The sequence below is a fragment of the Sphingobium sp. SYK-6 genome (genome assembly GCF_000283515.1).
GTDB classification, from domain to species: domain Bacteria; phylum Pseudomonadota; class Alphaproteobacteria; order Sphingomonadales; family Sphingomonadaceae; genus Sphingobium; species Sphingobium lignivorans.
Genome location: NC_015976.1, coordinates 920,006 through 942,209, shown reverse-complemented (window position 1 = coordinate 942,209; position 22,204 = coordinate 920,006). Strand labels below are relative to the sequence as shown.

25 protein-coding genes are annotated in these 22,204 nt (G+C 66.3%); 12 read left to right on the top strand and 13 right to left on the bottom strand.

What is annotated here, in order from left to right; all coding sequences use genetic code 11:
• The first annotated feature begins 3 nt into the window (after positions 1-3).
• A complete protein-coding gene (phoB, locus tag SLG_RS04375) occupies positions 4-699 on the top strand; it encodes a phosphate regulon transcriptional regulator PhoB (RefSeq protein ID WP_014075214.1) in 696 nt (231 codons plus the stop codon).
• Between the two features lie 45 nt (positions 700-744).
• Here the strand turns inward: phoB and SLG_RS04370 are convergent, their stop codons facing one another.
• The 3 genes from SLG_RS04370 to epsC all read right to left on the bottom strand — a co-directional run bounded on the left by SLG_RS04370 (position 745) and on the right by epsC (position 3,379).
• Positions 745-2,151: an OprO/OprP family phosphate-selective porin gene (locus tag SLG_RS04370; protein WP_014075213.1), complete on the bottom strand. Its 1,407-nt coding sequence runs from the start codon at positions 2,149-2,151 to the stop codon at positions 745-747.
• 182 nt (positions 2,152-2,333) lie between these two features.
• Positions 2,334-2,681 (bottom strand): DUF2794 domain-containing protein, encoded by a 348-nt coding sequence (locus tag SLG_RS04365; protein ID WP_014075212.1) that lies wholly within the window; start codon positions 2,679-2,681, stop codon positions 2,334-2,336.
• Positions 2,681-3,379, bottom strand: coding sequence for a serine O-acetyltransferase EpsC (gene epsC / locus SLG_RS04360; protein WP_014075211.1), 699 nt, complete (start codon positions 3,377-3,379; stop codon positions 2,681-2,683). The genes SLG_RS04365 and epsC overlap by 1 nt, the downstream gene beginning before the upstream one ends.
• A 134-nt stretch (positions 3,380-3,513) precedes the next feature.
• Between epsC and SLG_RS04355 the strand changes: the two genes are divergently transcribed.
• From SLG_RS04355 to SLG_RS04345, 3 genes are all read left to right on the top strand, one after another.
• Positions 3,514-4,290 carry a TSUP family transporter gene (locus SLG_RS04355; RefSeq protein ID WP_041392602.1) on the top strand — a complete coding sequence of 259 codons (777 nt, stop codon included), beginning with the start codon at positions 3,514-3,516 and terminating at the stop codon, positions 4,288-4,290.
• Positions 4,291-4,330: 40 nt separating this feature from the next.
• Positions 4,331-5,257, top strand: a complete 927-nt coding sequence (locus tag SLG_RS04350) for a hydrogen peroxide-inducible genes activator (protein ID WP_014075209.1) — start codon at positions 4,331-4,333, stop codon at positions 5,255-5,257.
• A 93-nt stretch (positions 5,258-5,350) separates the two neighbouring features.
• Entirely contained in the window at positions 5,351-5,659 is a 309-nt protein-coding gene (locus SLG_RS04345) for a hypothetical protein (RefSeq protein WP_014075208.1), read from the top strand.
• Between the two features lie 8 nt (positions 5,660-5,667).
• Here SLG_RS04345 and SLG_RS04340 read toward each other — a convergent pair whose 3' ends face one another.
• From SLG_RS04340 to pgsA, 3 genes are read right to left on the bottom strand one after another with little or no spacing between them, the layout of a single operon-like run.
• The gene (locus SLG_RS04340) at positions 5,668-6,123 is read right to left on the bottom strand and encodes a molybdenum cofactor biosynthesis protein MoaE (protein ID WP_041391722.1); all 456 of its coding nucleotides are present in this window, start codon (positions 6,121-6,123) and stop codon (positions 5,668-5,670) included.
• Position 6,124: 1 nt separating this feature from the next.
• Positions 6,125-6,385: a MoaD/ThiS family protein gene (locus SLG_RS04335; protein WP_014075206.1), complete on the bottom strand. Its 261-nt coding sequence runs from the start codon at positions 6,383-6,385 to the stop codon at positions 6,125-6,127.
• A 3-nt stretch (positions 6,386-6,388) separates the two neighbouring features.
• Entirely contained in the window at positions 6,389-6,955 is a 567-nt protein-coding gene (gene pgsA / locus SLG_RS04330) for a CDP-diacylglycerol--glycerol-3-phosphate 3-phosphatidyltransferase (protein ID WP_041392600.1), read from the bottom strand.
• A gap of 144 nt (positions 6,956-7,099) precedes the next feature.
• On the opposite strand from pgsA, the gene SLG_RS04325 reads away from it, so the two are divergent.
• A complete protein-coding gene (locus SLG_RS04325; RefSeq protein ID WP_014075204.1) occupies positions 7,100-8,428 on the top strand; it encodes an MFS transporter in 1,329 nt (442 codons plus the stop codon).
• 54 nt (positions 8,429-8,482) lie between these two features.
• Here SLG_RS04325 and SLG_RS04320 read toward each other — a convergent pair whose 3' ends face one another.
• On the bottom strand, positions 8,483-8,677 hold the full coding sequence (locus tag SLG_RS04320; protein WP_014075203.1) for a hypothetical protein: 195 nt from the start codon (positions 8,675-8,677) through the stop codon (positions 8,483-8,485).
• Between the two features lie 676 nt (positions 8,678-9,353).
• Here SLG_RS04320 and SLG_RS04315 point away from each other — a divergent pair.
• The 3 genes from SLG_RS04315 (at position 9,354) to SLG_RS04305 (ending at position 12,745) form a co-directional block, all read left to right on the top strand.
• On the top strand, positions 9,354-9,671 hold the full coding sequence (locus SLG_RS04315) for a hypothetical protein (RefSeq protein WP_014075202.1): 318 nt from the start codon (positions 9,354-9,356) through the stop codon (positions 9,669-9,671).
• A gap of 82 nt (positions 9,672-9,753) precedes the next feature.
• Positions 9,754-11,313 (top strand): hypothetical protein, encoded by a 1,560-nt coding sequence (locus SLG_RS21880; protein ID WP_014075201.1) that lies wholly within the window; start codon positions 9,754-9,756, stop codon positions 11,311-11,313.
• A 28-nt stretch (positions 11,314-11,341) separates the two neighbouring features.
• The gene (locus tag SLG_RS04305; protein ID WP_014075200.1) at positions 11,342-12,745 is read left to right on the top strand and encodes a surface lipoprotein assembly modifier; all 1,404 of its coding nucleotides are present in this window, start codon (positions 11,342-11,344) and stop codon (positions 12,743-12,745) included.
• Positions 12,746-12,783: 38 nt separating this feature from the next.
• On the opposite strand, the gene SLG_RS04300 is transcribed toward SLG_RS04305, so the two are convergent.
• On the bottom strand, positions 12,784-13,260 hold the full coding sequence (locus SLG_RS04300) for a GNAT family N-acetyltransferase (RefSeq protein WP_231848751.1): 477 nt from the start codon (positions 13,258-13,260) through the stop codon (positions 12,784-12,786).
• A 332-nt stretch (positions 13,261-13,592) separates the two neighbouring features.
• On the opposite strand from SLG_RS04300, the gene SLG_RS04295 reads away from it, so the two are divergent.
• The 4 genes from SLG_RS04295 to SLG_RS04280 all read left to right on the top strand — a co-directional run bounded on the left by SLG_RS04295 (position 13,593) and on the right by SLG_RS04280 (position 17,694).
• The gene (locus SLG_RS04295) at positions 13,593-14,321 is read left to right on the top strand and encodes a DUF2334 domain-containing protein (protein ID WP_014075198.1); all 729 of its coding nucleotides are present in this window, start codon (positions 13,593-13,595) and stop codon (positions 14,319-14,321) included.
• Positions 14,318-15,442 (top strand): glycosyltransferase, encoded by a 1,125-nt coding sequence (locus SLG_RS04290; protein WP_014075197.1) that lies wholly within the window; start codon positions 14,318-14,320, stop codon positions 15,440-15,442. The genes SLG_RS04295 and SLG_RS04290 overlap by 4 nt, the downstream gene beginning before the upstream one ends.
• 68 nt (positions 15,443-15,510) lie before the next feature.
• On the top strand, positions 15,511-16,446 hold the full coding sequence (locus SLG_RS04285; RefSeq protein ID WP_014075196.1) for a hypothetical protein: 936 nt from the start codon (positions 15,511-15,513) through the stop codon (positions 16,444-16,446).
• Between the two features lie 54 nt (positions 16,447-16,500).
• Positions 16,501-17,694 carry a glycosyltransferase gene (locus tag SLG_RS04280; protein ID WP_014075195.1) on the top strand — a complete coding sequence of 398 codons (1,194 nt, stop codon included), beginning with the start codon at positions 16,501-16,503 and terminating at the stop codon, positions 17,692-17,694.
• Positions 17,695-17,747: 53 nt separating this feature from the next.
• Here SLG_RS04280 and SLG_RS04275 read toward each other — a convergent pair whose 3' ends face one another.
• The 5 genes from SLG_RS04275 to SLG_RS04255 form a co-directional block, all read right to left on the bottom strand.
• On the bottom strand, positions 17,748-18,272 hold the full coding sequence (locus SLG_RS04275) for a DUF2141 domain-containing protein (protein WP_014075194.1): 525 nt from the start codon (positions 18,270-18,272) through the stop codon (positions 17,748-17,750).
• A gap of 252 nt (positions 18,273-18,524) precedes the next feature.
• Positions 18,525-19,322: a glutathione S-transferase family protein gene (locus SLG_RS04270; RefSeq protein ID WP_014075193.1), complete on the bottom strand. Its 798-nt coding sequence runs from the start codon at positions 19,320-19,322 to the stop codon at positions 18,525-18,527.
• Between the two features lie 77 nt (positions 19,323-19,399).
• Positions 19,400-20,245 (bottom strand): beta-etherase, encoded by an 846-nt coding sequence (locus SLG_RS04265; RefSeq protein ID WP_014075192.1) that lies wholly within the window; start codon positions 20,243-20,245, stop codon positions 19,400-19,402.
• A 121-nt stretch (positions 20,246-20,366) separates the two neighbouring features.
• Entirely contained in the window at positions 20,367-21,140 is a 774-nt protein-coding gene (locus tag SLG_RS04260; protein WP_014075191.1) for a glutathione S-transferase family protein, read from the bottom strand.
• Between the two features lie 79 nt (positions 21,141-21,219).
• Positions 21,220-22,137 carry an SDR family NAD(P)-dependent oxidoreductase gene (locus SLG_RS04255; protein WP_014075190.1) on the bottom strand — a complete coding sequence of 306 codons (918 nt, stop codon included), beginning with the start codon at positions 22,135-22,137 and terminating at the stop codon, positions 21,220-21,222.
• Positions 22,138-22,204: the final 67 nt, after the last annotated feature.

Genomic DNA, 22,204 nt, shown 5'->3' with positions numbered 1-22,204 from the left:
ACCATGGCGCGGGCGAAAATGCTCCTGGTCGAGGATGATGCCGCGCTGGCCGAACTCCTGACCTGGCATTTCCAGCGGGAGGACTTCGACGTCGCGCAGACGCCCGACGGCGAGGAAGCGCTGATCCTGGCTCAGGAACGGACGCCGGACATCGTCCTGCTCGACTGGATGGTCGAGAATCTCTCGGGAATCGAGGTTTGCCGGAGATTGCGCCGCATGCCGGAGACGGCGAACGTGCCCATCATCATGCTGACCGCGCGCGGCGAAGAAGAGGACCGGGTTCGCGGCCTCGAAACCGGCGCCGACGATTATGTGACCAAGCCCTTCTCGCCGCGCGAGCTGATCGCCCGGGTCAATGCCGTGCTCCGCCGCGTGCGGCCGGCGCTGGCCGGTGAAGTCCTCACCTTCGGCGATCTCGAAATGGACACGGTCGCGCACAAGGTCCGGCGCGGCGGCGAACTCGTGCCGCTCGGCCCGACGGAGTTCCGGCTTCTGCGTCACCTGCTCGAGCATCCCGGCTGGGTCTTCTCCCGCGAGCGCCTGCTGGACAGCGTCTGGGGGCAGGACAGCGAGATCGAACTGCGCACCGTGGACGTCCACATCCGTCGCTTGCGCAAGGCGATCAATGCGAACGGACGGCCGGACATCATCCGGACCGTTCGATCCGCAGGCTATTCCCTGGACGCCGACGCCGTCTGACCAGCCCGTCAGGGCCGCGCCGGAGCGACTTCCCCCGGCGCGGGCTCAGAAGTCATATTGCGCGCGCAACCCGAAGACATCGGCATCATAATCGTCGCGACCGTCCGACAGGATCGGCGTGTCGCGGACATCGACATGCAGATAATTGGCCATGAACTTCACATGCTCGAGCGGCACCCAGATCAGTGAGAGGCCCGCTATCGCCTGCTCTCCTCCCCGCACCCCGGCGTCGTTCAGGTCGAGCCAGTCGTAGCGAAGATTCACTTGCCACGCGCCGGCGCCGCCCTTGTCGATCCCCTTCGTCGGCTTGATCGACGAGAAAGAACCCGCCCGATATCCCCGCGCCTCACCCCCGGCAAAGACATAGCCGATCTCGCCATAGATGCCGAAGAAGGTAGGGTCCGCCAGATTCGGGCGATCCACATTCTGCCAGTAGCTTTCCGCCGCGACGTGGAAAGGCCCGCGCAATGCCGCGAACTCGAGCCCGTAGCCGGTTTCTGCCGATGCGCTGAAGGAGCCGGTATCGACGAACCGGACACTGGTCGTGCGCGCGCCGGGCCGCGCCCGGTAGCGCAGGCTGTCCGCAAGGTCGTTCAGCTCACGATGATGGAGGGAGCCGCCCAGGTGCAACTGAACCTTCCCCAATTTCGGCATGTAGACCCAGCGCGTATCCACCGCATAGCTGTTGTCCGCGACGCCGGAGCCCAGCGTCTCGAGATCATCCGAATAGATACCCGCGCTCAGGACGACGTCGCTGTCCTTGTAAGCAGCGGAAAGGCCCAGCCGCCGCTCGAAGCCGAACGCCTGGATGAAGCCGGATCGTTCGAGGAAGCTCGTCTGAAGGTCGCTCGTCAGGTCTTCGAGCGTGGTCATTCGGTCGTGGCCGAGCGTGACGGTCCAGGAACCCTTCTTGTAGGTCAACCAGAGATCGGTGAACAACGGGTCGCCGCTCGCGAAGTCCATTTCGAAACGATAGCCCAGGCCACCCCCTAAACTGCCTTCGACGCCCAGGAACGCCCGGCGCACATCGGCGGACCAGCCGAGCGTGGGCTCCGTCATGCCGGCCGGCCGGGAAACGATGTTGCCATCGAACTGCAGGCGGCCGCGCTGCTTGAGCGTGAAGCCCGAAGCCGGCGTCGGCGCGGGCGGAGAGGCGGCCGGCACGGCCAGGGCCTGTGCCTGAGCCGGTGCCTGGGCGTTGCCCGCGGCGCTCGCGACATGCGCCGGCGCGGGCTGAGATGCCGCCAGGGAGGAGGAAAGCGGTGCGGACGGGGGCGTGGAGCCGGTCTTGCTCCCCTCGGCGGCCATCAGGTCCAGCCTCTCTTCCAGAGCGGCCACCTGCGCGCGCAGCCGGGCAATCTCGTCCCGCATGGCGGCAACAGCCGCCTCGTCCTGCGCCATGGCCGGCGTGGACGGGGCGGAAAGCAAGCCCGCAGCAAGGATCACAGCCATCTGGTGTCGCACGTATCCGGGTATCCTGCTTCGGCGTAACGGGGTTCGCGGCGGCTATGACAGTTTTGTTACAGATTTACGACGCCAAGAAGTCATACGAGCAGAAAGCGGGGAAGAGCGGCAGAAGGAAGCGGCGGGGCGAATGGGCGGTCCCTCCCGGCCCCTTCCGGACCATCGTGGCCCTATTCCTCCACCAGCTTCACGAGCCGACGCTCGACCGGCGCAAGCACCCCTGCAAGGTCATGCCCGCGACGCAACACCGCGCCCGCCTCCCCGATGAGCGCCCACATGCCCTGGCGATGGCGCAGGGCCGGCCGCTTCTCGATGCGGAACTCGGGCCGTTCCGCAGTCCGCCTGAACGCGGAGAAAATCGCCACGTCGCGCGTCAGGTCTATGGCATAATCCCGCCAATGGCCCGCCGAGACCATGCGGCCGTAGAGATCCATGATGCGGGACAATTCTATGCGGTCAAAACCGGTCTGGGCCGGTCCGCCCGCCTGCTTGCGCGGAAACGGTGTGATGTTGCTCATCAAGCCGACGTACGCGACTGGCTTTCGGGCACTTCACGGGCGGCATCGCGTTCGGCCAGCAATTCGGCCAGCCGTTGCCGCAGCCCTTCCACCTCGCACTGCAGCGCCTCCAGCTTCTGCGTGGCGGGATCGAACATCTCGCTGCAGGGCGTGCCATAAGGCACGAAAGATTTCTGATACTCCTTCGCGTCGACCAGCGTGGCCCGCGCGGGAATGCCGATCATGACCGCGCCGGGCGGCACATCCTTCGTCACCACCGCATTGGCGCCGACGCGCGCCCGCTTGCCGACGGTGATCGGCCCCAGCACCTGCGAGCCCGAGCCAAGGATAGCGCCGTCCTCGATCGTGGGATGCCGCTTGCCGGCCACGCCGTTGGAAGGATCTGTCCCGCCGAGTGTGACGCATTGATAGATCGTCACGTCATTGCCGATGACCGCCGTCTCGCCGATCACCGTGAAGCCGTGATCGATGAAGAAGTTGCGGCCGATCTTGGCGCCCGGATGGATGTCGATCGCGGTGAGGAAACGCGAGAAATGATTGACGAGGCGAGCCAGGAAGAAAAGGCGCCAGCGGAACAGCCGATGAGCGATCCGATGGAAGCCCAGCGCCCAGACGCCCGGGTAGATCAGTACTTCCATGCGGGACCGCGGCGCAGGATCGCGCGCCTTCACGGAATCGAGATAGGACAGCAGTCCCATGGCAAGCGCCCCTGTAGATGACGAGAACCACTATCTAGTCCCCGCGGGAGCGAATTTCCAGCCCGCCCCCCGGATTGACACTCGCTGCAAGTCTCCGTAATTCTCCATGAAATTGATTGAGAAAAGGAATGCATGTGCCCGATGCCTGGCTGGAATTCCTGCAGTTGTTGTTGCCCTTCATTCTCGTGGGATTCGGCGCGCAGATCATCGATGGCGCACTGGGCATGGCCTATGGGGTGATCTCGAGCAGCCTGCTTCTCGCGCTGGGCGTCCCCCCCCGGGCCGCGTCGGCAAGCGTGCATGCCGCCGAGACCTGCACGACGGCGGTCTCCGCCATCAGCCATGTGATGCACCGCAACGTCGACTGGAAGCTCTTCTGGAAGCTGCTCGTGCCCGGGGTTCTGGGCGGCGTCGCGGGCGCCTCCTTCCTGTCGAACATCGATGGCGAGCTCATCCGCCCCTATGTGCTCGCCTATCTCGCCTTCATCGGCCTGTGGCTGCTCTGGCGTGGCCTGCGCTACCCGCCCCAGCGATTCGACGACGCGCGTTTCGTGACGCCGCTCGGCCTGGTCGGCGGTTTTCTGGACGCATCCGGTGGCGGTGGCTGGGGCCCGGTGGTCACGTCCAACCTGCTCATTCAGGGATCGAGCCCCCGCCACACGATCGGCACGGTCAACACGGTGGAATTCTTCCTCACGCTGTCGATCAGCTTCACTTTCCTGCTGCATCTGGGCTGGGAGACCTTCACCACCGCGACGATCGGCCTGCTGGTGGGCGGCGTGATCGCGGCACCGCTGGGTGCCTGGATCGCGCGCCACGTCCCCGCGCGACCGCTCCTCATCATGGTCGGCGCCGTGCTCACGCTCACCACGGGCTACGGCATTCTTCGATCGCTTGAATTGATCGGCTAAGTCACTTAATTCCTTTCGAACCCATCGAGAGGAGCGATCAATGTCGACCTACATGCCCACCCTGAAGCAGCTACAATATCTTGTGGCGCTGAAGGAGCAGGGTCATTTCGGCCGTGCCGCCGATGCCTGCTTCGTGACGCAATCGACGTTGTCCGCCGGCATCCGCGAGCTGGAGACGCTGATCGGCGTGACGCTGGTGGAGCGCACGCGCCGCATCGTGCGCTTCACGGCGCTGGGCGACCGGATCGTGGAGAAAGCACATCGCGTGCTTCGCGAAGCGGAAGAGCTGGCGGCGATCGCCCAGGCATCGGGCTCGCCGCTTGCGGGCGAACTGCGGATGAGCGTGATCCCCACCATCGCCCCGTTCCTGCTGCCGAGCCTGCTGCCCCGGCTGCGGGCGGAGCGGCCGGCGCTCCAGCTTTATCTACGCGAGGAAACCAGCCACGCGGCGCTCGATTCGCTGCGTCACGGCCATGCCGACTGCGTGCTGCTCGCGCTCCCCTTCCCGTGCGGCGATGTCGAGACCGAAGTTCTGTTCGAGGACCCGCTCTATGTCGCCTTTCCCAAGGACGATCCCCGCGACCCACCCGCGCAGGTCGCGCCGGACATGATCGACGGGACAAGGCTGCTGCTGCTCGAAGACGGGCACTGCCTCAAGGAACATGCGCTCGCCGCCTGCAATCGCGCGGAGCTGCGCAGCGAAGCGACGATCACGGGGACATCCCTGCACACGCTCGTGCAGATGGTCGACAATGGGCTGGGCCTCACCCTTCTGCCCGAAATGGCCATCAGGGGCGGTATTCTCGCCAATACGGACATTGTCGCGCGGCCGATCCGGTCCCCCGAAGCTCACCGCGACATCGCGTTGATCTGGCGTCGCAATTCCCCCCGGGAGACGGATTTCCGCCTGATGGCCGGCATCCTGCGCAATGCCGCTCTCCAGCAGCGGGAAGCGCTGGCGGCCTGAGCTGCGGGCGGGCGCCAGCGGCCCAAAAGGCGCCCAAGCGCCCCTGCTCGAAAACAGCCGGAAACCGACCGGGGCTCACTGCGTTTCCCGACCATGTTGGCGCACATCCCTCTCGTCCTGTTCGTTCAGTTCGCTGCCTGGCTTTTCGGCAAGGTCGTGGGGATTCCCGAGGCCGCCGCGTTGTGGCTTGGCTGCTTTGCCGCCTGCGCCGTCTGCATCGTCCGGGAAGTCACGCAGAGGGAATATCAGTGGATCGAAGCCTCGGATGAGGGGAAGCGGCGGAACATGCCGGTGCTGGTCGGCCTGAAAGTCTGGGAATGGAACCGGCACGCCCGCTACGAGACGGCCGTAGCCTGCACCGTGGCGTTCCTGGTCGCGCTGCTGGTGACTGCAGCGCACTGACGCGAAGCTCAGTCCGGGCGCCAGGCCGCGGCACGCGCGTCGTCGGCCTGATGCGCGTCCACCCACTCGCCCGTGCCATCCGCGCGGATGGCCCGTTTCCAGAAAGGCGCCGAGACTTTCAGCCAGTCGATGAGGAAGGCGCAGGATTCGAGCGCCGCCACGCGGTGAGACGAGGCCGTGCCTACGAAGACGATCCGCGCGCCCACCGGCAGCGTGCCGTGGCGATGAATCACGGTGATGCCCAGCAGCGGCCAGCGATCGGCGGCCTGCGCGACGACCGCCTCGAGCTGCCGCTGGGTCATGCCGGGATATTGCTCGAGATGCAGGGCCTCCAGCCCGCCATCATCGCGCACGAGGCCCGTGAAGCTCGCCACTGCCCCGCCGGGCAGCGCCTCAAGCTGGCCCAGCTCTGTGCCCGGCTCGAAATCCTCGGCCGTGACGCGCACCTGGAGCCGTGGGGCCATGTCAGCCCCCGGTGACCGGCGGGAAGATCGCCAGTTCCTGCGCCTCTCCGACCGGCGTATCGAGCGGAACGAAGCGCTGGTCCAGCGCCGCGCGCAGGCGGCCCCGCTCGGCGAAGGCAGCGGCATGGCCAGCGCTCTGCGCCGCCAGCCGGTCCAGCAGCGCCGCAACCGTGACGTCCGGAGCAGGCGGCGCGATTTCCTGCTCGTCGAGCCCGATCCGCTCACGCACCCAGGCGAAATAGAGAATCCTGAGCGCCGCCATGGCTCAGGCGTTCATGTGCTTTAGGCCGGCTCGCAGATAGTCCCACCCGGTCACGAGCGTGAGCAGCGCCGCTGCCCAGAGCGTGAGCAGGCCGGTCGTCTTCACGAACGCGAATTCCGGCAGGCCGCCGGCCAGGATGAGCGCGCCGAGCGAAACGAGCTGGAAGGTCGTCTTCCACTTGGCGAGCCGGGAAACCGGCACGGAAATGCGCAGCCCGGCCAGAAACTCGCGCAGGCCCGAGACGGCAATCTCGCGCAGCAGGATGACCAGCGCCGCCACGATGTGCACACCCTGTATGTCCCGCGCCGCGCACAGGATGAGGATCACCGCGCCGATCATGATCTTGTCCGCGATCGGATCCAGAAACACGCCGAGGCGCGAGACAGTGCCCTGGGCACGCGCCAGATAGCCGTCGAAATAATCCGTGATGCCCATGAGGCAATATAGCGCGAAGGCCGCCAGATAGCCCAGGCGCCAGGCATGACCCGAGTCGGCCGGCCACAGCAGCGCCACAAGCAGCGGCACCGCCAGGATGCGGGACAGGGTCAGGAGGTTCGGCAACAACATCACGGCCCCGCTGGCCTGCCACAGCCGGCGCGGGCAGACAAGGGGCTCGCCATCGCAGCGCATTGTCCGTCTTTTCACTGTCCCATTTCGCCGCTAGAAGCCCCGGGACGGCACGCACACCGCCAGGCCACAAGAGTTTTCGCACCCATGCAGGCATCCCTGCGGCTGCTCGCCCACCGGAAATTCCTTCCCCTTTTCGTCACTCAGTTTCTCGGGGCCTTCAACGACAATCTGTTCAAGACGGCGATGATTCTCTTCGCCACTTATGAAGTCTTCCGCGACCCGCAGCAGGAATCGAATTTCAACGCGCTCGCGACCGGGCTGTTCATCCTGCCCTTCTTCCTGCTTTCCGCTCTCTCCGGCCAGCTTGCCGACAATATGGACAAGGCCCGCATCATCCGCATGGTGAAGCTGGCGGAAATCTTCATCATGCTGGTGGGCGCGACGGGCCTGCTGGTCTCGGGCGCCTATCCCATGGTCGGCGTGGCGCTCATGCTCGGCGCGGTCTTCGCCATGGGCATCCACTCCACATTCTTCGGCCCGATCAAATATGCCGTGCTGCCCCAGCATCTGGAGCAGGAGCATGTGCTGGGGGGCACCGGGCTGGTGGAGGCCGGCACCTATGTCGCGATCCTCGCGGGCACCATCGTCGCCGGATGGATCAGCCCGGTGGCGGCGGCGGGCGTGGTGATCGGCGTCGCGATCATCGGCTATCTTTCCGGGCGCATGGTGCCGCCCGCGCCAAGGCTCGGCCCGCCGGTCGTGCTGGACTTCAATCCCTTCCGCGCCTCCTGGCGCCTCATCTCCGCCACGATGCACATCCGGCGGCTGTTCCTCGCCATCATGTCGATCAGCTTCTTCTGGATGATCGCGACGGTGCTCATCATCATCTTCCCGCCGATGGTGAAGAATGATTTCACCGCCACCAAGGAAGTGGCGAGCATGTTCCTCGCGATCTTCTCCATCGGCGTCGCGGTGGGATCGGTCGCCATCAACCGGCTGCTGCAGGGCCACGTCTCGGCCCGCTATGCGCCCATATCGGTGGTGATCATGGCCGCGTTCGTCTGGTTCTTCCAGTTCGCCTCGGCCGGCTGGGCGCCGGCGCCGGACGGTGCTCTCTACTCCGTGCCGGACTTTCTGGCCGCACCGCACAGCTGGCGCATCCTCCTCGCCCTGTTCGGCATCGCGGTGTTCGGCGGCATGTTCGTCGTCCCGCTCTACGCCTTCCTGACGACGACGGTGAGCCGGGATCAGACCGCGCGCACGGTGGCGGCCAACAATGTCGTCAATTCCGGGGCGATGGTGTTCGGCGCACTGGTCATCATGGGCGCGACGGGCGCCGGCCTCTCCAGCCGCCATGCGTTGCTGATCGTCTGCGGCATGTGCTTCGTCTCCGCCCTCATGGCCATGCGCCTCCAGCGGGCCTGTGATCGCGAGGCCGGCAGCCTCCCCGCGCGCGGCGGGCGCGCCGGCTGAAGGCGCGCGACGGCGGCCCCGGCTGGCTTGGGCCCGTCGGCGAATGCGCAGCGGTCAGGCGATGAACGTGTAAGCCACCGTGAAGAACGCCGCGAAGCTCAGCACGAAGAGCTTCCAATCCTCATCATCGGACCGGGCCGTCGGCGCCGGCTGCGCCGTTTCCACGCGCGGCGCGAAGACATGCCGCGGCAGCGACTGCCGGAAGGGATGCCGCGCTTGCTCATGGGTCAGGACGAGAGGCCGTTTCATAAGAAAAAGGGTTACCAAAAGGTTAACAGCCGAGGAAGAGCCAAAGATGGTTAACGGGCGAACGCGCTGTTATGGGACATGTTCGGGCGCGTGATCCGAAACGGGCGTCGGCACTGGACAGACCGACTCGCCGAGCCGTGGCAGGACCGTTGCCCTGAAGGCGGGAGGTCCCCCGGACGACGCGCCGGCTCCACGAGGGGCCCGCCCATGTCGTTCCAACACGCCACTGCGCGCTGGAAGTTTACAAAGATGACGACACGTCTGGGTCATCTTCCGCTTCCGTGACCTTTGCGTGCGGCGGACATCAGAGCCTGTCCCGGCAAGCCTGTGCGGCCCGACCGGATGATGCAATGCCGAGGATGAGAAAGAGCCATGCCTCGCCCGCCCCCCGCTTCCAGAAGGAGGGGTCCGGCAGGGCTGCCATAGCGCAGGGTGTGTAGGACAGGGGAAAAGCGAGGCGGAGGGGGAAACGGAAGGGTCAGAACGCCCCGCGCATATGCACCCGAGATGCCCAGCTCGCGCGCCAACCGCTCACCGCAAAAAGGGTCGTATCAAGGCGCCCAATCGCTCAATGGTTACTTTTCGTTAACTATGTTGTGAGCAACGTCCTGGCTACTTCTGCGTTGAAAGACACGCAAGGCTGTCCGGAGATCTTAACCATGTCCCGCCAAGCAAAATGGGCCCTGCCATTGCTTGTTTCGTTGCTGGCTTCGTGCGGTGGTGGTGGAGGCGGTGGCGTCAGCTCGACGCCCGCGCCCCCGCCGACGCCCACGCCGACGCCCAGCCCGACTCCGTCGCCGAGCCCGACGCCGTCTCCGACGCCCAGCCCAACGCCGTCCCCGACGCCGACGCCGTCTCCGACGCCGAGCCCCACGCCGTCTCCAACACCGACGCCGACGCCAACGCCGACCCCAACACCGACACCTACCCCGACTCCCTCACCAACCCCGACGCCCACACCCACGCCCCCGCCCACACCCGGGGTCAACCATGACCTGATCGGGCCGCTGCAAAGCGAATCCTTCACGAACGACGGGGCCAATGCCTCGGCGCGGTTCTTCGGGGATGGACGGCCGGTGGAGAATGGCCAGGCCGCTTCCGGCGCGCTCACCATTGCCTATGATGCCGGGAGCCGGAGCTACACGATCAGCACGGCCGGCCGGAGCGCAACCTTCGCGCCAGCCGACCTAGTCGAATCCGGCTCGCCCGACTTCATCAGCTTCGAAAAGCTCGGCACCACGAGCGAAGCGCTGACATTGACGCGGCCCGGGACCTCCGGCGCGCTGACCTATCGCTATGTCGGCGGCGGTGCCTGGGAACGCGCGACTGTCTCCGGCGATCAGCTGGACTTCTCCTACGATCCCTTCACATACGGCATCGAGACGCCCGACACGTCGCTCGCCCGGACCGGCACGGGCGTCTATGCCGTCAGCCTCGTCGGGGCCCGCGCCATGGAAGCGCCTTATGCCATGGCGGGCAGCGGCACGCTGCAGGTCGACTTCCTGAGCGGATCGCTGGCCAGCAGCGGCGTGCTGACCAGCATCGATGTCGGCACCGGGCTGATAAAGGGGATCGGCGTCTATTTCGGCGAGGCCAGCGTCTCCAGCACGGCCAACAATTTCTCCGGCGATTTCTTCATGGACGACGGCACCCGTTTCACGGGCGGATGGGCCGGACGTTTCTATGGCCCCGGCGCGGAGGAAGTCGGCGCGGCCTGGCATCTCACCAGCGCCGATGGACAAGTCGCTGCCGGCTATATGCTGGGGCGCCAGGACGGCACGATCGAACCAGTCAACTGGACGCTGACGCCGCTCGTCTTCGACCAGGGCTTTGCGCACCGCTTCAGCGAGCTCAGCTTCACCGATCTCGGCGGGGGCCGTAGCGCCGACAATGCCGAACTTCTGCGCTCCGACGCTTATCTGGGCTATGACGCCGATACGGCCACCTATCGCTATCTCGACACGGCACGCGGGATCGACATGGATTTCAGCCCGGCGCAGCTTGTCGCTGCCGAGACGGATGCCCGGCTCGCGGTCTACAGCTTCACCGGCAGCGACGGGCTGACCTACCGCCTGACGCTCAACCAGCCGGGTGCCGGCAATCCCGCCATCCAGCTCAGCTATGCCAGCTTCGGCCGGTGGGAGCGCGCGCAGGCATCGGCAAGCGACCGGATCGACCGCTGGTTCACCTGGGGCATCCGCACCAACGGCTTCCAGATCCCGAGCGGGACAGGCGAATTCGCCGGCATCATCCAGGGCACGGCCGCGCGTTTCCGGGGCGGCCCGGTCTATGCGCTGAGCGGCACGAGCAATTTCAGCATGGACTTTGCCGGCGGCACCTTCACCGGCTCGCTCAACCCGATCGGCACGAGCCTCAGCGACGGCGCGACCCGCGATTTCGGCACCTTCGCTTTCGCCCGCGGCGCGATCGACCTCGACGCGGGGCTCACCGCGGACATCGTGAATAACAACAACGCCTATCTCGGCTTCTTCGAAGGTGCGCTTTACGGCCCCCGTGCGACCGAGGTGGCTGGCAGCTTCGGCATGCAGACGGAAAATACCGACAGTGGCGGAGCGGGCAGCTCCAGCGCCGCTTATCTCAGCGGCGTGATCGTCGGCACGCGGACGGGGAATTGACCGGGATCGGGATTCGGGGGCAGCGATCATGAGGCGCCGCGTCGCTGCGGGGCTGGGCATGATGAGTGCCGTCATTGCGCTCGCCAGCGCCGCCGGCCCCGCCCACGCTCAGGCGGAGAGCGAAGCTGCCCCGGATCGCCCCGAGGCCAGCACGCCTGCGCCGACACCGCGCGTCACGCAGGACGGCGCGGCACTCAGCGGACTGAGCGCGGCGCAGCTTTTCGACATTGCCGATCAGGCGCGCGTTGCCGGACGCCTTGCCGATGCCGAAGCCATCTATGCCGCGCTTGCGCGAGACCCGGATGGCGAAGTGCGGGCTGAGGCGCGCTTCCGGCTCGGCATGATGCAGGCCGACCAGGGCCGCAACGCCGACGCAGCCCTCACATTCCGCGCCTTGCTGGACGAGCGCCCCAAGGCCGCCCGTGTCCGGCTGGAGCTTGCCCGCGTGCTTGCCGCGATGGGCGAGGAAGGTCGGGCGCGCCAGCAGCTTCGCCAGGCGCAAGCCAGCGGCCTTCCGCCGGACGTGGCGCAAGTGGTGGACCGCTTCGCGACAGCCCTGCGCTCGAACCGGCGCTTTGGCGGCAATTTCGAGCTGGCCATGGCGCCGGACAGCAACGTCAACCGGGCCACCGACGCGCGGGAGCTGGACACCGTCATCGCGCCGCTCAACCTCTCCGACGATGCGCGCCAGCAGTCCGGCATAGGCCTGCACCTGACCGGCCAGGTCTTCGCGCGCCTCGGCCTGACACCACGCCTGACGCTGGTGCCGCGCCTCTCCGGCGATGGGACCTTCTATGGCAAGAGCCAGTTCAATGATCTTTCCGGCAGCGCCCTGCTCGGCTTCGAATGGCAAGCGGGCGGCACGCGCCTCATGCCCTCCTTCGGCGCCACGTGGCGCACTTATGGTGGCAGGGCCTATGCGCGCACCGCCACGGCGGATCTGCGCCTGACACAGCGCGTCGGCCGCCGCGCGCAGAGCGAAGTCGGCTTCTCCTATGGCCGGACGCATTATCTGTTCAACGAGATGCAGGATGGTGACCTGTTCAACCTGAGCGCGGGGATCGAGCGCGCGCTCTCTCCCCGCACCGGAATCGGCGTGACGCTGAGCGGCACCCGCCAGACGGCCCGCGACCCCGGCTTCTCGACCGCGGCGGGCGGCGTGACGCTGCTCGGCTGGCGCGACATGGGCCGAATGACGGTCTTTGGCCATGTCACGGCCCGGCGCCTCGAATCCGATGCGCGGCTCTTCCCCTTCACGGAACGGCGCAAGGAATGGTTCCTGCGCGGCGCGGCCGGCGCGACGTTCCGCCAGATTGAGGTGGCGGGCTTCTCGCCGGTGGTGCGACTCGCCTACGAGCGCAACATCTCGACCGTCGGCATCTACGACTATCGCCGCACCACCATCGACCTCGGCATTACGCGCGCCTTCTGAGGGCCGGGGAGGCAATCCCCCCGCCCAAAAGAGCGCCCTCACAGGGTCATCGCGAAGCCCTGACCGGCCGCCTGATGGGGCTGGAAACCGAGCGAGCGATAGAAATCCTGTGCCCGGCCATTCTCCGCACGCGCACCCACGGTGAGGAATGCGCAGCCGGCCTCCCGCGCCGCGGCCTGCGCACCAGCCACCAGCAACCGCCCCAGACCAAGGCCGCGCGATCCCTCCAGCACGAAGAGATGGTGAAGATCGAGCCCGCGCAAGGTGAGCTGCGCGCGATAGCGCGGCACCAGCAGCGCATAGCCGACGACATAGCCGAAACGCTCGACGACGAGACCGTGCAGCCAGCGGGTTTCGCCGAACAGATCGACCTCCAGCCGGGCCGCGTCGATCGCCGGATCATCGCCATGATGGCGTGCCAGCCGGACGATCATGTCCGCCACCACGGCCAGGTCATGCCGGTCCATGGGCCGCACGCGGCCCCGCCCTTCTCGTATATCGTCGGATTGCAACACAGTAGCCTCCTCGCAAGGTCCGCCACTGGTTCTTGTGCTGCGATGCCGCTCCAGCGGCGGCACCAGTTTCACTCACATGATCGAACGGGCCGCGTCTATGTGTGACGAAGCCAATAAAAGCTGGACGGGACAGCACGAACGATCATGGAATCGCCCTTGCGCCTGCCGCCAGCCCGAGTCAAGCGGCCGCGCTGCGTGGACGGCCGCCAGCGCTCCCTTCGCAGAGCGGGGCGTGACGCGGCGCTGGCGGCCGCGCTGCGTGGACGGCCGCCAGCGCTCCCTTCGCAGAGCGGGGCGTGACGCGGCGCTGGAAAGCGTGTAACGGCGCGCGCATGTCGCCGCGCCTTTTCGCTTCCATCCATGATGTGACACCGCATTTCGAAAGCGAGGTCGATGCGCTGTTCGATCGGCTGAGCGGGCTGCTGGGCGGCCCTCGCCTCGCCATGCTGGTGGTGCCGGATTTCGAGGACAAGGCTCCCCTCGCGGGCAATGCCGCTTTCGCCGGCAAGCTGCGCGCATGGGCGGACGCCGGGGTCGAGATGTTCCTGCACGGCTGGTGCCATCGCGACGATGCGCGCGTGAAGGGCTTCATGCAGAAGCACATGACCGCCGGCGCGGGCGAATTCGCCCAGCTTTCCCGCTCGGAGGCCCTGCGCCGGCTGGAGCGCGGCCGAGCGGTGGTCGAGGATGCGCTGGGGCGGCCGGTCACCGGCTTCGTGGCGCCGGCATGGCTCTATTCGCCCGGCAGCCTGGACGCGCTGCGCGACGGCGGCTTTCCGCTCGCCGAGGATCATCTCAAGGTGTGGGAGCCCACGACGGGACGCGTGGTCGCGAAGGGGCCGGTGATCACATGGGCCAGCCGCACCCAGGGCCGCATCGCCAGTTCGCTGATGGTGGCCGCGGCGGCACGCGCGGCGCCCTGGGCCTTGCAGAACGCGCGCATCGCGGTCCATCCGCCGGACACGACCGTTCCGGCGCTGCTCGACAGCATCGATGCCACTTACGGCAAGTTCGTGCGCACCCACCGGCCGTCACGCTACGCGGATCTGCACGGCGGATGACGCAATCCCGGCCGCTGCGCGTGCTGAGCGCGCTGCACAGTCTGGAACCGGGCGGCGTGGAGCGAGACGTGCTGCGCTTCACCAAAGGCTGGCGGGACGCGGGAGTCGACGCGCGCATCGCGCTCGGTCGCCGCGAGGGCCGGCTGGAGGAAGAAGCGCCGGACGTTCCCTACATCATCCCGAAGAAGGGCCGGCTGGCGCGGATCGAGACCGAGAGCCTGTGGATGATGCTGCGCCTGCCCGCCATCGTCCGGCAGGAGCGGCCGGACGTGCTGTTCTTCGCCAGCAACGGATTGATGGCCGTCGCCGCCGTGACGAAGCTGCGTCTCGGCCGGGACTGCCCACCCATCGTTCTGCGCACCAGCAACAGCCTGCGCCCGCCGCACTGGAGCGCGCTGCATCACCGGCTCCACCGTGCGCTGCTGCGTCTGCATGGCCGCATCTACGCTGCCATCGTGGCAATGGCGCCGCCGCTGCGGGACGAGATCATCGAGGAGATGGGCGTCTCGCCGCAGGCCGTGACGGTCATCAACAATGGCGCGCTCGCTCGTGACACGGCAGAGCGGCTTGCCACCTTGCGCGATGCCACGCCCCGCGACCATGCCGGCCGGCACTTCCTCGCGGTCGGTCGCCTTTCCCCCCAGAAGAACTTCGCGCTGCTGCTGGAGGCTTTCGCCCGGATCGCCCGGCCCGACGACCGGCTGACCATCGTGGGCGAGGGACCGCTGCGCGAGGCCCTGACGCGGCAGGCGCAGGATCTCGGCATTGCCGGGCAACTGGAGCTGCCGGGGCATTGCCACCCCGTCGACCCATGGTTCGCCCGTGCCGATGCCTTCATCCTTTCGTCCGATTTCGAGGGCCTTCCGGCCGTGCTGGTGGAAGCGCTTGCGGCTGGCCTGCCGATCGTCGCCACCGATTGCGCAGTGACCATCCCTTCGATGATCGAGGGCGCGGGGCGGCTGGTGCCGGTCCGTGACGCTACGGCATTGGCGGCCGCGATGGACGCCATCGGGGACGATCCGGTCGATGTCCCGGCCATGCGCGCGCGCGCCGCGCGCTTCACCCTGGAAGCGACGATCGATCAGTGGATCGGGCTGTTCCGCAAGGTGGCGCGGAAATAGTCCTTTGAGGCGCCGAATATTATTGCTATCGGCCCGCCATGTATAAAGGCCATGTCTGAGTACCGATCTTGACGAGGCAGATTTCGGCGACTCTCGACAGCGCCGCTCCCAATGACCCACTACCGTTGCCGGTGCGCCAGCATTCCTGGTGGGTTTGGATCACGCCTGCGCTTTCCATCGCCATATTGGCGATCGTGGCCTGGCATTTCCGGACCTTCGATTTCCAGCAACTGATCGCGGTGGTGCCCAAGAGCCCCCTCTTCTGGAGCGTGTTCGTCATATACTACATGACGGGCATCGTCTTCGATTTCATCATCTTCCGCTGGCTGTGGGGCATACCCCTCGAGGGCATGGTCGCGCTGGCCCGCAAGAATGTGAGCAACCAGCTTCTCGTCGACTATCTGGGCGAGGCCTATTTCTACAGCTGGGCACGCAAGAAGGTGAAGATGACCACTTCCCCCTTCGGCGCGGTGAAGGACGTGGCCATTCTCTCGGCCTTCGTCTCCAACATCGTGACGCTGGTGATGATGGCGATGGTCTATCCCTTCGCCCGGACGTTCAATCTGGGGCTGACCAGCACCGCGCTTGCCGCTTCGGTCGGCGTCATCACGCTTATCTCCCTGATCGTTGCTCTGTTCAGCAAGCATATCTTCAGCCTGTCCAAGGGACAGCTGTGGGGCATTTCCGCCCTTCATGCGGTGCGGCTCATTGTCTCCAACGTGCTCATGGCGGTGCTCTGGAGCATCGCACTGCCACAGGTGGCGCTCGGCTGGTGGCTGGTGCTGGCCACCGCCAAGATGCTGCTTGGCCGCCTGCCGCTCATCAGCAACAAGGATGTGATCTTCGCCGCCTTCGCGGTGCTCGTGGTCGGCAACGACAAGGAGATCCAGATCCTCATGGCGTTGATGGCGACGCTCATGCTGCTCACGCATCTTCTGGTCGGCGCAGCCCTTGCGATCGGCGATCTCGTCACGCTGCCGCCCAAGCGCGGCAAGGCGGCCTGATGCGCGCGCTCCCGTCCACAGGCGCCGCCGGCACCGGCCTGCCCCACTGACGCTATGCGGATTGTCGATGTCGCAGCCTTCTACACGCCCTTTGGCGGTGGCGTAAAAACCTATATCGAGCGAAAGCTGCTCGCCGGCCCCGCGGCCGGGCACGAGATCATCGTCATTGCGCCGGGGCCTGGCTATCGTGTCGAGGACCGGGGGCCAGGCGCGCGGATCGTCTATCTGAAGGACCCGCAGTTTCCGCTCGACCGGCGCTATCATTATTTCCGGGATGTGGAGACGCTCCACGCCACGCTGGACCAGCTCGCGCCGGACATCGTGGAAGCATCCTCGCCCTGGCGCAGTGCGCGCTTCGTGGGCGAATGGCCCGGCAAGGCGCCCCGCGCGCTCATCATGCACGCGGACCCCATGTCCGCTTATGCCTATCGCTGGTTCGACCCCATCGCTTCCCGCCCGGTCATCGATCGCGCCTTCGGCATGTTCTGGCGGCATCTCCAGCGCATGGACCAGCTCTTCGACGGCGCCATCACCACCGGCGAGGACCAGACGAACCGGCTGCTCGCGGGCGGCATGACCCGGGTCATCACCAATCCCATGGGCGTCCAGCCGGGCATCTTCTCCCCCGCCTATCGCGACGAGGGTTTGCGCGCCCGCCTGCTCGCCCGATGCGCGCTCGACCCGTCCGCGACTCTGCTGCTCGGCGCGGGGCGTCACGGGCCGGAAAAGCGCTGGCCGATGGTGATCGAAGCCGTCACGGCCGCCGGCGTCCACGCGCCGGTGGGCCTCATCATCGCCGGCGACGGGCGCGATCAGGCCCGTGTGGTCGCCGCCGCCGCGGAGAACCCGCATGTGCATCTCATCTCGCCGATCTCGGACCGGCACGAAGTCGCGCGGCTCTTTGCGAGCTGCGACGCGCTGATCCACGGCTGCGAGGCGGAAGTCTTCTGCACGGTCGGCGGCGAAGCGCGCGCGGCCGGCCTGCCACTCATCATGCCCGACCGGGGCGGCGCGGCGGACCATGCCCGTCTGGCGGACGGCTGGCTCTACGCGTCGGCCGATCCGCGATCAGCCGCAAAGGTCATTCTGGACTTCATCGCCGCCCCGCGCGAGGCTGTGCGCGCCCGCGCGCTGGAGCATGCCCGCAATGTGCGGACGATCGACGAGCATTTCGCCGACCTCTTCGCCTATTACGAAAAGCTGGTCGCCAATCCGGTGGTGGACCGCTCCCGCCCGCCCGTCGGCTGAGCGCGCGACGAAGGCGGAAGGCCGGCATCGCGACTGAGGCAAGCGACCCGCTGCTACTTGTTGAGCGGGCCGAAGCTGAACAGGCCCTTGCGATACTGCATCGTCACCGTGATGCGCGTCGGGCCATTGCCGACCGCCGCCGCCGCGCTGCGGGCCTTGGGCTTGGACCAGCCGAGCTTGGGATCGCCAGGAAAGCCGATGCCATCGACCGACAGGCCGAACTTGCGATTGGCATCGCGATCGTGAAGCAGGCTGAGCGTGTAATTTCCCGCTGCAGGCGCGCGGATGCAGAGCACGACCGGGCCGGTTTGCGGCACAGGCATCTCGACCCTGCGGAAGGCCTTGCCTGCCATCACGAGGATATTGTCGTCCTGCAGAAAATCATCGTCATTATTGGGATAAAGCTCGACCTTCACGCGGCCCTTGCGATCCTTGAGGCCTGCCAGGGTGATGAGGAAGGAGGGACCGCTCTCGTTCGGGCGGCAGCGTCCTTCTTCAATCCCCAGGTCCGGTGAGGACGGGATGTAATTGGCCGATCCGGCGGCAGCCGCGGCAGCCAGCAACAAACTCATCGACATCAACTGGTCATCTCCCGGTTGAGGAAAGGATGGCGCCTGGGAAACAGCCTGTTGCCCCGCCAGCGCCGGATGGTGGGCTATGTAGCTGCTTTACCTAGCCCTCGCTAGGCTGCGATAGCCCCGAAGCCGCTTCCATGCCATGAACTCCCTTAACGGGACGTGGCTGGGCTGCAGATCGACCCACAAGGCCGGCCAGCGTTACGCCCAAGCTCCGGGAGGGCTGCGTCACGACGCGAGGCGCCCCGCGCGGCGTCAGCGGGTGAGGCCCAGTTCCGCGTCGGTCGCCGCATGTCCCCATTTGTCGCGGGGCGGCATCGGGCGCGTACGCCAGTCGACATCCGGCGAGAAGCTGGAAATGCTGCGCCCCTCGGGAATGCGGCCATTGCCGCCGCCCTGCGTGTAGTCATAATAGAGCTTCAGCAACTCTTCCTTCGAGCGATATTGCGCGGCCGGATGCGCCGTGCACGCCGCGCGCCAGCGCAGCACCCGGTCGAAATTGGCCGGCACTTCATAATCTTCATAATAGTCCAGGAACCACAGGCGCTTGAACATCGGCGTGAAAGCCACTTCCGCCCAGCCGAAGCGATCGTCGAACAGGAAGTCGCTGCCGGTCGCATAACGCTTGAGGAACGCGTCCACCTTGCCGAACTCGGCATCGACAGCGGCACGCATCTCCTCGCGCTTGCCGATCTCCCGGTTGAGGATCATCCGGTAGCCCGCGCCGGAAAAAGGCCCGGCCAGCTCGGCCAGCATGCCTTCCACCGCGTGACAGAAGGGATCGGGATGCGCCACCGCCGGCTCGGGGTAGCGCTGCTCCAGATAGCGCAGGATGACCATGCTTTCCTTGAGGCTCTCGCCATTCTCGACGTCGAGAAGCGGAAGCGCGGTCGTGCCGCCCGTCTTGGCAAGCAGCCAGTCCGGGCGCGGCTTGGAAATGTCGATCTCGACATCCTTCATGCGCAGGCCCTTGAGCTCGAGCATGATTTCCACACGCTCGGAGAAGGGGCAGCCGGGAATGTGATAGATCGTCAGTTCCTGTGGCTCGGCCATGCTTGCTCCTGTGTCCTCGTGTCCGCGGTCTTCAGCCTTCCCGAAAGCGAGAGGCGGCGCACCCGCCTCCCCTTCCGTCAGTCCGCTTTCTCGGCGACGCGCGGCGGCATCTTCGTGGTCTGCGGCCCCTTGTTGAGCGCCTGCCCGCCAGCGCCCGCGGGGCCGGTCTGCCGGACGAAAGGCTCGGGGTCGCCTTCCCGCAGCTTGAGCCCGAACAGCGGGTTCATGCCGGGATGCCGCCCCAGCCCATCAAACAGGTCGAAGCCACGGTCCAGCCAGTCCCGCAGCGGATCATCCTCGGTCAGCGGCGGCGTGCGGGCGACGGACGCGGTCCAGAGAAACACCGCCAGCGCGGAATAGTCCGCGAAGTTCGGCTGGTCGCCGCCAAGCCACTTGGTTTCCGCGAGAATGCGGCGGAAGGGCTCGAGCGTCGGCGGCACGAGCGGCAGCCGATCCTCGCGGCCGGCCTGCACGTCTTCCAGGCGCTGCCCGCCCAGGAACCACTGCTCGCGGCTCCAGCGCACATAATCGCGGTCCTGCGGCAGCGAGAGATCATGATAATCGAGGATATAGCAGCGGAACCACGGGCCCACCGCCGTGGACCACAGCCAGTTGTCCAGGAACTTCATGAGGTTCTTCTGGGTCGGCCCCTCGAACAGCATGGGGCGATCGGGATATTTCTCGTCGAGATATTCCGCGATCACCCAGCTGTCGAGCACCCACTCGCCATCGTCCACGATGACCGGCACGCGCTCGGACCGGCCGCCGGTCCGCTCAAGAATGCCGGTGAAGCCGCCGGGCACGATGTCGATGTCGAAGCCCTTGTGCTTGAGCGCATATTTGGTGCGCCAGACATAGGGGCTGATCGTGCAGCCGGACTCCAGCTGCAGGTCATACAGAGTGATGGTGTTGTTCCTGGCCATCGGCAATCCTCTCCATCATTCAACGCAGCGGCGCGCCCGGGCCGCGCGAACGGCGCTGCCGGACAAGGCGAACGTCAACCGGCTGGCCTTGTCCGGCGGGCGCCGGGACGCGCTTTCCTGTTCAGGCGACTTTCTCGTTCTGCCGCTTGAGCAGGTCCTCGCGCTTCGATTTCTCGAACATTTCCTTGATCGCCGGACGCGCATTGATCCGGTCGAGCCAGGCGCACAGGCCGGGCGTCTTTTCCTGGTTCACATAGTCGCCGAAGAAGCCGCCGGGGCGCTGCAGGCCATTGGCGATGGCGAAATTGCAGATGTCCGCGAGGCTGTAACCCGTGTCGACCAGATAGTCCTGCTTCGAGAGCGTCTCTTCCAGCCGCGCCACCGAGACGCCGACCTTGCGGAATTCCTCGTCCAGCATCTCCTGCGGGAATCCGTTGCGCGCGCGGCGCCATTTGAGCTGCTGCTCGGGGATCGGCACATTCTTGTTGATGTGCTCCTCGAATTCCTCGTCGCTCATCTTCTGCGCGATCGCCTTGATGCCGAAGGCCCAGCCGATGGTGGAGACGCACCAGCAGAAATATTCATCGACCCACTTGGTCCACACCCGCATTTCGGCGCGCTTGAAGGGGTCGGCCGGGCGCAGCGAATTGCCGGACTCGGGGAACACGTCCTCCAGATATTCGCAGATCACCGTCGATTCGGTGACGACCTTGCCGTCATGCCAGAGCGCCGGCACCTGACCGCGCGGATTGATCTTCTTGAACCAGTCCGAATGCTGCTCGAACTTGCTCGGATCGACGAAGACCTGCTCGAATTCGAGGCCCTTCTCGTAGAGCGTCGCGAGCGGCTTGAGCGAGTTCGCCCCGGGACCGAAGCTGTAGAGTTTCAACGTCATTCCTGTCTCCCAGATCTCTTGTCATCTCGTCATGAGCGAAAAGGGCGCGGCGGTTAAGCCGCCACGCCCGTGCATTTCGTCAGGCGCCTTTCTTGTCGCCCTCGGCGAAGACCCGCGTGCGGTCCCGTCCCCAGGCCATCAGTGCCTCGACCCGCTGGCGGGCGCCTTCCGGATCGCTCTCCATCGGCGCGACCGAATCGATGATGGCCTGAAAATGCTTCTCCAGTCCTTCGCGCACTTCGGGATAGGGAATGATGTAGAGAGCATTGTCCTCGACACCCTTCTTGATCGCTTCCGCCAGCTTCTCCGGCTCGAGCCCGTGCTGGTGAATGGAGTGCAGCGAGGCAATCGATTCCTCGTTCTCCACATAGCCGCTGGTGCCGTATTTCGCGGGACGCAGGCGCGAGGCTTCCGCGATGTTCGACTTGATGTTGGCCGGCGTGCAGACGGAGACGCCGATGCCGTATTTCTCTAGCCCCTGCCGATAGCCTTCCATCAGATTGATGCTGGCCGCCTTGGCCGCCGAATAGGGCCCGGCGAGCGCGCTCCCCATGAAGCCGCCGAGCGACGAGACGGTGACGATGTGCCCCGGCCGCCCGCTCGCGATCATGCGCGGCACGAAGGTCACCATGCCGTTGATGACGCCGTTCAGATTGACGCCGATGATCCAGTCGAAATCATCATAAGTGGTCTTCTCGATCGGCCCGAAGCTGTTCACGCCAGCGGTGTTGGAGAGAAGCGTCGGCGCCTGGCCGAACACGGCCTCCACTTCGTCCGCCGCCCGGGCATAGGCCTCGCGGTCCATGATATCGAGCACGATGCCATGCGCGGTGATCCCGAGCCCTTCCAGCTCGGCGACGGCCTTCTCGACCGCTTCGGCCCGCACGTCCGCCACCACGATCTTCGCGCCTGCCTGACCGAACACTTTCGCCTGGCCGAAGCCGGCGCCCGACGCGCCGCCCGTGATGAACGCGACCTGATCCTGGAAATCCTTCATTCCGACCCTCTCCTGATTTCTACGGCCGATGACGCGCCAACCAACCGGTTGACCGGCCTGTCATGGG

What these genes read in the sequence shown, in the direction of transcription:
- phoB (WP_014075214.1), top strand. Translation starts at nt 4, where the DNA reads ATGGCGCGGGCGAAAATGCTCCTGGTCGAGGATGATGCCGCGCTGGCC.
- SLG_RS04370 (WP_014075213.1), bottom strand. Translation starts at nt 2,151, where the DNA reads ATGGCTGTGATCCTTGCTGCGGGCTTGCTTTCCGCCCCGTCCACGCCG.
- SLG_RS04365 (WP_014075212.1), bottom strand. Translation starts at nt 2,681, where the DNA reads ATGAGCAACATCACACCGTTTCCGCGCAAGCAGGCGGGCGGACCGGCC.
- epsC (WP_014075211.1), bottom strand. Translation starts at nt 3,379, where the DNA reads ATGGGACTGCTGTCCTATCTCGATTCCGTGAAGGCGCGCGATCCTGCG.
- SLG_RS04350 (WP_014075209.1), top strand. Translation starts at nt 4,331, where the DNA reads ATGTCGACCTACATGCCCACCCTGAAGCAGCTACAATATCTTGTGGCG.
- SLG_RS04345 (WP_014075208.1), top strand. Translation starts at nt 5,351, where the DNA reads ATGTTGGCGCACATCCCTCTCGTCCTGTTCGTTCAGTTCGCTGCCTGG.
- SLG_RS04340 (WP_041391722.1), bottom strand. Translation starts at nt 6,123, where the DNA reads ATGGCCCCACGGCTCCAGGTGCGCGTCACGGCCGAGGATTTCGAGCCG.
- SLG_RS04335 (WP_014075206.1), bottom strand. Translation starts at nt 6,385, where the DNA reads ATGGCGGCGCTCAGGATTCTCTATTTCGCCTGGGTGCGTGAGCGGATC.
- SLG_RS04325 (WP_014075204.1), top strand. Translation starts at nt 7,100, where the DNA reads ATGCAGGCATCCCTGCGGCTGCTCGCCCACCGGAAATTCCTTCCCCTT.
- SLG_RS04320 (WP_014075203.1), bottom strand. Translation starts at nt 8,677, where the DNA reads ATGAAACGGCCTCTCGTCCTGACCCATGAGCAAGCGCGGCATCCCTTC.
- SLG_RS04315 (WP_014075202.1), top strand. Translation starts at nt 9,354, where the DNA reads ATGGGCCCTGCCATTGCTTGTTTCGTTGCTGGCTTCGTGCGGTGGTGG.
- SLG_RS04305 (WP_014075200.1), top strand. Translation starts at nt 11,342, where the DNA reads ATGAGGCGCCGCGTCGCTGCGGGGCTGGGCATGATGAGTGCCGTCATT.
- SLG_RS04295 (WP_014075198.1), top strand. Translation starts at nt 13,593, where the DNA reads ATGTCGCCGCGCCTTTTCGCTTCCATCCATGATGTGACACCGCATTTC.
- SLG_RS04290 (WP_014075197.1), top strand. Translation starts at nt 14,318, where the DNA reads ATGACGCAATCCCGGCCGCTGCGCGTGCTGAGCGCGCTGCACAGTCTG.
- SLG_RS04280 (WP_014075195.1), top strand. Translation starts at nt 16,501, where the DNA reads ATGCGGATTGTCGATGTCGCAGCCTTCTACACGCCCTTTGGCGGTGGC.
- SLG_RS04275 (WP_014075194.1), bottom strand. Translation starts at nt 18,272, where the DNA reads ATGTCGATGAGTTTGTTGCTGGCTGCCGCGGCTGCCGCCGGATCGGCC.
- SLG_RS04270 (WP_014075193.1), bottom strand. Translation starts at nt 19,322, where the DNA reads ATGGCCGAGCCACAGGAACTGACGATCTATCACATTCCCGGCTGCCCC.
- SLG_RS04265 (WP_014075192.1), bottom strand. Translation starts at nt 20,245, where the DNA reads ATGGCCAGGAACAACACCATCACTCTGTATGACCTGCAGCTGGAGTCC.
- SLG_RS04260 (WP_014075191.1), bottom strand. Translation starts at nt 21,140, where the DNA reads ATGACGTTGAAACTCTACAGCTTCGGTCCCGGGGCGAACTCGCTCAAG.
- SLG_RS04255 (WP_014075190.1), bottom strand. Translation starts at nt 22,137, where the DNA reads ATGAAGGATTTCCAGGATCAGGTCGCGTTCATCACGGGCGGCGCGTCG.